Genomic DNA, 8,352 nt, shown 5'->3' with positions numbered 1-8,352 from the left:
CCGGGCACAGGCGGCCTCGGACCGGCCGGGCGGCAGGCGTCCTCGGCCGGCTCGGCGTTCGACCGCTGCACGCGCCGGGGCTGGCCCCGGCGGCACCTGGCTCAGTCCAGTTCCCGGCGTTCCGTTCCGCGGTCCAGTTTCTCCTGGCGCCGGGCCTCGCGGATGCGGAGTTTCTCCGCGCGGGTGAGCTTGCGCTGGACCCCGACGCCGCCCCAGAAGGCGAAGCCGGTCACGATCACGCGCGGGGCCCCGGGTTCGCCCGGCACGCCCTCCTCGCGGTGGTCGAAGCCGCCCATGACGCCGATGCCGCGGACGACGACCTCGACACCGGGCGGGACGACGACCTCCACCCCGCCCATGATCGCGATCGCGTTGATCTCGACCTCGCGCTCGGTGAAGTCCGCCTCGCGCAGGTCGATCTCCCCGCCGCCCCAGAAGGCGAAGCAGGTGAACCGCCGGGGCATCGTCCAGCGTCCCTTGCGCTGGAAGCCGGACATCACGGCGACGGCCCACGTCGAGGAGCCCTCGCCGCCGACGATCCGCCCGGACCAGCCCGGCCCGGCGGCGGGCTCCTTGTTCAGCGACACCACCGGGGCCGTGACGCCGGGGACGGGCAGGTCCCGGGTGATCGGGGCCAGTTCCCCGTACGTCCGGGCCCGGTACGTCGCGTCCAGGCGCTCCTCGAACTCCGCCATGTCGAGCCGGCCCTCCGCGAGGGCGTCCCGCAGGACGTCGGCGACCTGCTCACGGTCGGCGTCGGAGGCGCGGAGGTCCGGGACTGCGTCGTCGGTCATACCCAGCAGCCTACGAGTCGCCCCTGCCGCGCACTACGTGGTCGCGCGCTCCGCGTACATCTTCGCGATGACCGCCTCGATGTCCGGCTCCCGCACCGACAGGTCGACCAGCGGGTACCGCGCCGCGATCCGCGCCACCAGCGGCGCCGCCGACTCGGCCGCCGGGAACACCAGCCACTGCCGCGGCCCGTCCACCCGGACGACCCGCGCGGGCGCAGGCGCCTCGATGGGCGGCAGTTCCCGCTCCAGGTCCACCACCAGGGTCCGCTCGCTGTCCCCGGCCTCGTGCAGCCCGGTGAGCGGCCCGTCGTACATCAGCCGCCCGCGGTCGATGACCATCACCCGCCTGCACAACTGCTCGATGTCCTGCAGGTCGTGCGTGGTCAGCAGCACCGTCGTGCCGCGCTCGGCGTTCAACTCGCGCAGGAACCGGCGCACCTTCGCCTTGGAGACGACGTCCAGCCCGATGGTCGGCTCGTCCAGGTACAGCACCTCAGGGTCGTGCAGCAGCGCCGCCGCGATGTCCCCGCGCATCCGCTGCCCGAGCGAGAGCTGCCGCACCGGCACCTCCAGCAGGTCGGCCAGGCCGAGGAGTTCGACCAGCCGGTCGAGGTTCTCGCGGTAACGGGCGTCCGGGATCCGGTACATGCGGTGCGTCAGCCGGTAGGAGTCGACCAGCGGCAGGTCCCACCACAGCGTCGTACGCTGCCCGAACACCACCCCGATGCGGTGCGCGAGACGGATGCGGTCCCGGGAGGGGTCGATGCCCGCCACCCGCACCCGCCCGGCGCTGGGCGTGAGGATGCCGGTCAGCATCTTGATCGTGGTGGACTTGCCGGCGCCGTTGGGGCCGATGTAACCGACCATCTCACCGCTCTCCACCCGGAACGAGATCGAGTCGACCGCCCGCACCTGCCGCCGCTCCCGCTTCAGGAAACCGGTCTTCCGGCGCACCTCGAAGACCTTCTCGACCCCGTCGAGCTCGATGAACCCGCTGTCCGAACCGGTCAACTCAACTCCCTGTACTCCGGTACGAGCGAAGCCCCGCCCGCCACGCCAGCCCCGCAAGGACACCGCACGCCAGGGCGACCAGCGGCGAGGCGTACGCCGTCCACCCGGGCAGGCCGATCGGGTACGGCCTGCCCAGCACGTGGGCCGCCGGCACCCAGTTGACGAAGGCGAGCGGCACCATGAAGGTCACCGCGCGCACCAGGTCCCTGCCGAACACGCCGGGCGGATACTGCAGCAGCGTCGTCCCGCCGTAGGTGAACGCGTTCTGCACCTCGGCGGCGTCCTGCGCGAAGATCTGGAAGGCCGCGCCCGCCACGAACACCGCCGAGAAGATCGCCGCGCCGCTGACCACCATCACCGGCACCAGCAGCACCTTCGCCGCGGTCCACTCGACGTCCACCGACACCAGCGCCCAGCCCAGCACCACCGCCCCCTGGGTGACCCGGCCGAGCCTGCGCAGCGCGAAACGGTCCGCGCCGACCTGGGCGAGCACCGGCGCGGGCCGCACCAGCAGCGTGTCGAAGGAGCCGTCCCGCATCCGGGAGCCCACGGTCTCCGTCGAGCCGAGCAGCAGGTCGGCGAGCCCGAACGCCGTCACCGACAGCCCGTACAGCAGGGCCACCTCCGGCAGCGACCAGCCGCCCAGCGAGTCCACCTGCGAGAACATCAGCAGGATCGCCACGAAGTCCAGGCCGGTCACCGTCAGGTTGCCGATCACCGTGACGACGAAGGAGGTGCGGTAGGCCATGCCGGAGCGCACCCACATCCCGGCGATCAGCCGGTAGGCCCGCATCCCCTCGCGCAGGGCACCACGCTCACCCACCCTGCACCACCACCCGCCGGGTCGCCGCCGACTGCACCAGCCGCCCCGCCGCCAGCAGCGCCACCGCCCACGCCGCCTGGAACACCAACGCCCGCAGCGGATCCGCCTCCCCCATCAGCACGTCGGCCGGCATCTGGATCTGCGCCGCCCACGGCAGCACCCGCACGACCTCGCCGAAGACGCCCGGGAAGGCGTTCAGCGGCAGCACCATGCCCGAGAAGAAGATCCCCGTGACCATCAGGGCCTGGTTGACGCCCATGCCGTCCATCAGCCAGAACACGCTCAGCGCCGCCAGGTAGCGGATCGCGAAGCTGACCACCGCCGCCAGCAGCAGCGTCACCACGAACGCCGCCCACGGGACGACGTCCGTCGGCAGCGCCATCGGGAAGAACGCCGCGCCGAACAGGAAGGGGATCACGCCCCGCCCCAGCATCTGGAACAGCGCCCGCCCCAGGTCCCCGGCCATCCACCACAGCTGCAGATCGACGGGCCGGTACAGGTCGACCGCGATCTCGCCGGTGCGGATGCGCTCCATCAGGTCCCTCTCCGCGCCGCCGCCCTGGATGGCGAGGGTCGCGTAGAGGCACTGCCCCAGCCACACGTAGGTCACGGCCTGCGTCTGGTCGTACCCGCCGAGGTGCGGCCTCTCGTCCCACAGCGCGAGATACGTGGAGACGAGGATGACGCCGAAGACCGTGTTGGTGAACACCCCGGCCGCCGTGGCCGCCCGATAGGTCGCGTACCGCCGGAAGCCCCCCGCCGCGACGGCCGCGTACAACCGCCCAGCGCCCACCTCCACCGCCCTCCTCGCCGACCGGCACCGAAGCGCAGGAGCCTAGTGCCCGCGGGGAGGGGCCTGCCACGGAATAACCACGCGCGGACGGGGACGCCGCGGGGCGAGCCGGCACCGGCATTGACGGTACGATCCGTTGCGTCCGCGTGGGCCGAGGCGCCCGTGGCCAGGGCGAGCGGCGTGACGGCGGTGCCGGCCGGGGCGGAGCACCGGGCCGACGCGCATGCGGTCGGATCACCCTCGGGGATGCGTCCCTCGTGGGGCGGATCTCGCGCGAGAAGGATCCCGACGCGCACGGGCGGTCCAGGGTGCGGTCCGCCCACGGCCCGCCCGGGCGTTCGTCCGCGCGCCGCCCGCCTCGCCCCACGGCTCACGACACGGCCCTCGATCAGGGAACTGATCGCCGGATGGGACAGTCTTCATCACAGGGGCGCAAGAGCGAGCAGAGACGTACGGGAACGACGTACGACGCGAAACAGGAGTCCGTGCACGACATGAGTGACGAGCCTCAGCCGCAGCAGCCGAACCAGGGCTGGGCACCGGGAGAGCCGCAACCGGACGGCGACTCCGGCACGCCCGGAGCGGCCGCGAAACCGAAGCGGACGGGCTGGCGCCGGATCATCCCGACCTGGCGCCTGACGCTGGGCGCGTTCCTCGTCGCCGCCCTGCTGCTCGTCGGCGGCTTCTTCGTGGGCTACTCGCTGGTGAAGATCCCGCCGGCCAACGCGCTCGCCACCAAGCAGGCCAACGTGTACCTGTACGCCGACGGCTCCGTGATCGCCCGCGACGGCGAGGTCAACCGCGAGAACGTCACCCTCGCGCAGATCTCCAAGGACGCCCAGCACGCCATCCTGGCCGCCGAGGACCGCGACTTCTACACCGAGTCCGCCGTCGACCCCAAGGCCATGGTCCGCGCCGCCTGGAACACCGCCCTCGGCAAGGGCAAGCAGTCCGGCTCCACGATCACGCAGCAGTACGTGAAGAACTACTACCTGCGCCAGGAGCAGACCGTCACGCGCAAGGCCAAGGAGTTCTTCATCGCGATCAAGCTGGACCGCGAGGTGAGCAAGGACCACATCCTGGAGGGCTACCTCAACACCAGCTTCTTCGGCCGCAACGCCTACGGCATCCAGGCCGCCTCCCAGGCCTACTACGGCATGGACGCCAAGGACCTCGACGCCGGCCGCGCCGCCTACCTCGCCGCGCTGGTCAACGCGCCCAGCCAGTACGACGTCGTCGCCCACCCGGAGAACCGCGAGGCCGCCGAGTCCCGCTGGAACTACGTGCTGGACGGCATGGTCAAGAAGGGCTGGCTCAGCGAGTCGGAGCGGGCCGGCATGAAGTTCCCCATGCCGAAGGAGTCCACCCTCTCCACCGGCATGTCCGGGCAGCGCGGCTACATCGTCCGGATCGTGAGGGACTACCTCGTCCAGAACAAGATCGTCGACGAGGCCAGGCTCGACGCCGGCGGCTACCGCATCACCACCACCCTGCAGAAGCCCAAGCAGGACGCCTTCGTGAAGGCCGTCAACGACAAGCTGATGGACAAGCTCGACAAGAAGGGCAACAAGGTCGACCGCTACGTCCGCGCGGGCGGCGCCGCCGTCGACCCGAAGACCGGCAAGGTCGTGGCGATGTACAACGGCATCGACTACGTCAAGCAGTACACCCCCAACGCCACCCGCAGGGACTTCCAGGTCGGCTCCACCTTCAAGCCCTTCGTCTTCACCGCGGCCGTCGAGAACCACAGCGAGACGCAGGACGGCCGCGTCATCACCCCGAACACGATCTACGACGGCACCAACCAGCGCCCCGTCCAGGGCTGGGCCGGCGACCCGTACGCCCCCGAGAACGAGGACCAGGTCTCCTACGGCGACATCACCGTCACCGAGGCCACCGACAAGTCCGTGAACTCGGTCTACGCGCAGATGGCCGCCGACGTCGGCCCGCAGAAGGTCAAGCAGACCGCCATCGACCTCGGCATCCCCGAAGCCACCCCCGACCTCGCCGACGGCCCCGCCATCGCGCTCGGCACGGCCACCGCCAGCGTCCTCGACATGGCCGAGGCCTACGCCACGCTCGCCAACCACGGCCGCCACGGCGCCTACACCATGGTCGAGAAGGTCACCAAGGAAGGCACCCCGATCGACCTGCCCGAGAGGCGCACCCGGCAGGCCGTCAGCCGCGAGGCCGCCGACACCACCACCAAGGTCCTGCAGAGCGTCGTGCAGAACGGCACGGCCGCCGCCGCCCAGGCCGCCGGCCGCCCCGTCGCCGGCAAGACCGGCACCGCCGAGAAGGACAAGGCCGCCTGGTTCGCCGGCTACACGCCCGACCTCGCCGTGGTCGTCTCCGTCATGGGCCAGGACCCCGTCACCGCCGACCAGAAGCCGCTCTACGGCGCCCTCGGCCTGCCCCGCATCAACGGCGGCGGCCCGCCCGCCGAGATCTGGGCCCAGTTCACCCGCGACGCCCTCAAGGACAAGCCGGTCAAGAACTTCGACCTCAGGCTCCAGCCCGGCGCCGACGTCTCCCAGGCCCCCGGCACCGAGGCCCCGGCCGACCCCACCACCGGCGCCACCGACGGCGGCTCCTCCACCGGCGGCCAGGACGACGGCACCGAGACGCCCAGCCAGACCCCGAGCGCGCCCCAGGGACAGAACCAGGGCCAGACCGACGGCGGCACCACCGACGGCGGCACGGGCGGCGAGTCCCCCACCGGCGGCGGCACGGCGGACGGCGGCACCACCGACGGCGGCGCCACCGGCGGTGACGGCGGCGAGGCCGACGGCGGCACAGGCGGCGACGGCGGGACGACCGACGGTGGCGCCACCGGCGGCACCACCGGCCCCGGCTGGGGCGTGGTCCCGCAGGGCGCGCGCCGCGAATGACTCAGTGACCGCTGGTCGCCTTCAGCCCCACCACGGCGACCAGCAGCAGGCACACGAAGAAGATCCGGGCGGCGGTCGCCGGCTCCCCCAGCACCGCCATGCCGAACACCGCCGCCCCGGCCGCGCCGATCCCCACCCACACGCCGTAGGCGGTACCGATGGGCAGAGTCCTCGCGGCCTGCGACAGCAGCAGCATGCTGGCGACGATGCCGGCGCCGGTGAGCACACTCGGGATCGGGCGCGTGAAGCCGTCGGTGTACTTCATGCCCACGGACCACCCCACCTCGAGCAGACCGGCGACGACGAGCAGAACCCAGGCCATGACGGGCACCTCCGGGAAACGGGCTGACGGTGTCGGTGCGTCGTCTTTGCCTTGATCCCGGTACGGCGCGTCTCGTCGGGGTCCCTCCAACGTAGCAAAGCCGGACGGCACGCCGAAGGGGCCGGTGACGAGCGCCACCGGCCCCTTTCCCGCTGCTCCGCGGACCTACAGGTACAGGCCCGTCGAGTCCTCCGAACCCTCGAACCGGTCCGCGGCCACGGCGTGCAGGTCGCGCTCGCGCATGAGCACGTACGCGATGCCCCGCACCTCCACCTCGGCACGGTCCTCCGGGTCGAAAAGAACCCGGTCGCCCGGCTCCACGGTCCGCACGTTCTGCCCCACCGCGACGACCTCGGCCCAGGCCAGCCGCCGGCCGACCGCCGCCGTGGCGGGGATCAGGATGCCGCCGCCGGAACGCCGCTCGCCCTCGCTGGTGTCCTGCCGCACGAGTACGCGGTCGTGCAGCATCCGGATGGGCAGCTTGTCGGGATGGGTGCTGTGCTCGTTTCTGTTGGCGCTCACGCCCTGAAACCTACCTGTCTTCCCGGGGAACGTCCGCAGTCGGGTCAGCCCTTGCGGCGCCGCGTGCTCACCGCGAGCAGCCCGACCACGCCCACCACGACGAGCGCGACGGGCACGACCCGCTCCAGCCGGGGCGCCCCGTCCTCGTCCACGAAGCGCGCGCGCACATCCGTGACGGCCTTGTTGACCCCCACGTAGGCCCGCCCCAGGGTGTGGTCGATGTTGGACGCGACCTTGGCCTTGGCATCCCCGACGATCGTCTTCGGGTGCACCCGCACCCCGATCTCGTCGAGGGTCTCGGCCAGGGTCGCGCGGCGGCGCCTGATGTCCGCCTCGATCTGCGCCGGGGTCCTGGTGTCCGCCGTGTCCGCCACCGTGTCGCCTCCGAAGTCGGTGTGAGCCTGTGCCGGACAGTCTGTCAGCTCCACGGCTCGTCGCATCGCGTCGACCCCCGGTTAGGCTGGCCGGATGAGCGAGCGACTCCAGCCGGGGGACGTGGCCCCCGCCTTCACCCTGCCCGACGCCGACGGAACCGAGGTGTCCCTGGCGGACCACAAGGGCCGCAAGGTCATCGTGTACTTCTACCCGGCCGCCCTCACGCCGGGCTGCACGAAGCAGGCCTGCGACTTCACGGACAACCTCCAGCTGCTGGCGGGCGCCGGCTACGACGTCATCGGCATCTCCCCCGACAAGCCGGAGAAGCTCGCGAAGTTCCGCGACAAGGAGTCCCTGAAGATCACCCTGCTCGCGGACCCGGACAAGAAGGTCCTGGAGTCCTACGGCGCCTTCGGCGAGAAGAAGCTGTACGGCAAGACGGTCGTCGGCGTCATCCGCTCCACGGTGATCGTGGACGAGGAGGGCAGGGTCGAACGGGCCCTGTACAACGTCAAGGCCACGGGCCACGTCGCCAAGATCATCAAGGACCTGGGCATCTGAGATCCCAGCCCCTTGCGAGAGCGGCTCGCACCGGCGCACTCCGGTACGAGCCGCTCCGCTTTTCGGGCGTGACCGTCCGATAGTCGGTTCGTTACTCCGTACGAGATCGCGAACGCGTGGTCGAGGACGGAGTGAGCGGGAGGGGCTCGATGGGGGCGAGTGCGTACACCAGGGAGCGGCTGGAAGAGGCGGCCCGGGGGGCGCGGACGCTGTCGGAGGCGTTGGGGAGGCTGGGGGTTGATCCGGGGAGTTCGACGCGG

At 71.6% G+C, this 8,352-nt stretch carries 8 protein-coding genes, 2 pseudogenes and 1 riboswitch; of the genes and pseudogenes, 3 read left to right on the top strand and 7 right to left on the bottom strand.

Annotation, left to right across the window (positions count from 1 at the left end):
• Positions 1–107: 107 nt before the first annotated feature.
• The 4 genes and pseudogenes from RIN80_RS24865 to RIN80_RS24850 all read right to left on the bottom strand — a co-directional run.
• Positions 108–794, bottom strand: a pseudogene (locus RIN80_RS24865) (DUF1707 domain-containing protein); the annotation flags it as partial.
• A gap of 33 nt (positions 795–827) precedes the next feature.
• Positions 828–1,805: an ABC transporter ATP-binding protein gene (locus tag RIN80_RS24860; protein ID WP_309097880.1), complete on the bottom strand. Its 978-nt coding sequence runs from the start codon at positions 1,803–1,805 to the stop codon at positions 828–830.
• Position 1,806: 1 nt separating this feature from the next.
• The gene (locus RIN80_RS24855) at positions 1,807–2,628 is read right to left on the bottom strand and encodes an ABC transporter permease (protein WP_309097879.1); all 822 of its coding nucleotides are present in this window, start codon (positions 2,626–2,628) and stop codon (positions 1,807–1,809) included.
• Positions 2,621–3,421, bottom strand: coding sequence for an ABC-2 family transporter protein (locus RIN80_RS24850; protein WP_309097881.1), 801 nt, complete (start codon positions 3,419–3,421; stop codon positions 2,621–2,623). Before RIN80_RS24850 ends, RIN80_RS24855 begins: the two co-directional genes overlap by 8 nt.
• A 494-nt stretch (positions 3,422–3,915) precedes the next feature.
• On the opposite strand from RIN80_RS24850, the gene RIN80_RS24845 reads away from it, so the two are divergent.
• On the top strand, positions 3,916–6,312 hold the full coding sequence (locus RIN80_RS24845; RefSeq protein WP_309097878.1) for a transglycosylase domain-containing protein: 2,397 nt from the start codon (positions 3,916–3,918) through the stop codon (positions 6,310–6,312).
• 1 nt (position 6,313) lies between these two features.
• Here the strand turns inward: RIN80_RS24845 and RIN80_RS24840 are convergent, their stop codons facing one another.
• The 3 genes from RIN80_RS24840 to RIN80_RS24830 form a co-directional block, all read right to left on the bottom strand.
• On the bottom strand, positions 6,314–6,634 hold the full coding sequence (locus RIN80_RS24840; RefSeq protein ID WP_309097877.1) for a multidrug efflux SMR transporter: 321 nt from the start codon (positions 6,632–6,634) through the stop codon (positions 6,314–6,316).
• Between the two features lie 34 nt (positions 6,635–6,668).
• Positions 6,669–6,739, bottom strand: a riboswitch (guanidine-III (ykkC-III) riboswitch).
• A 60-nt stretch (positions 6,740–6,799) separates the two neighbouring features.
• Positions 6,800–7,156 carry a co-chaperone GroES gene (locus RIN80_RS24835; RefSeq protein WP_094052261.1) on the bottom strand — a complete coding sequence of 119 codons (357 nt, stop codon included), beginning with the start codon at positions 7,154–7,156 and terminating at the stop codon, positions 6,800–6,802.
• Positions 7,157–7,200: 44 nt separating this feature from the next.
• Positions 7,201–7,530, bottom strand: a complete 330-nt coding sequence (locus RIN80_RS24830) for a DUF3618 domain-containing protein (protein WP_309097876.1) — start codon at positions 7,528–7,530, stop codon at positions 7,201–7,203.
• A gap of 94 nt (positions 7,531–7,624) precedes the next feature.
• Here RIN80_RS24830 and bcp point away from each other — a divergent pair, with 94 nt between their 5' ends.
• Positions 7,625–8,092: a thioredoxin-dependent thiol peroxidase gene (bcp, locus tag RIN80_RS24825; RefSeq protein ID WP_309097875.1), complete on the top strand. Its 468-nt coding sequence runs from the start codon at positions 7,625–7,627 to the stop codon at positions 8,090–8,092.
• Between the two features lie 149 nt (positions 8,093–8,241).
• Positions 8,242–8,352, top strand: a pseudogene (locus RIN80_RS24820) (HNH endonuclease); the annotation flags it as partial.

This window comes from Streptomyces sp. (genome assembly GCF_031181705.1).
Taxonomy (GTDB): Bacteria; Actinomycetota; Actinomycetes; order Streptomycetales; family Streptomycetaceae; genus Streptomyces.
Note: the sequence above shows the minus strand (reverse complement) of the source record. Positions and strands in the feature narration are given on the sequence as shown.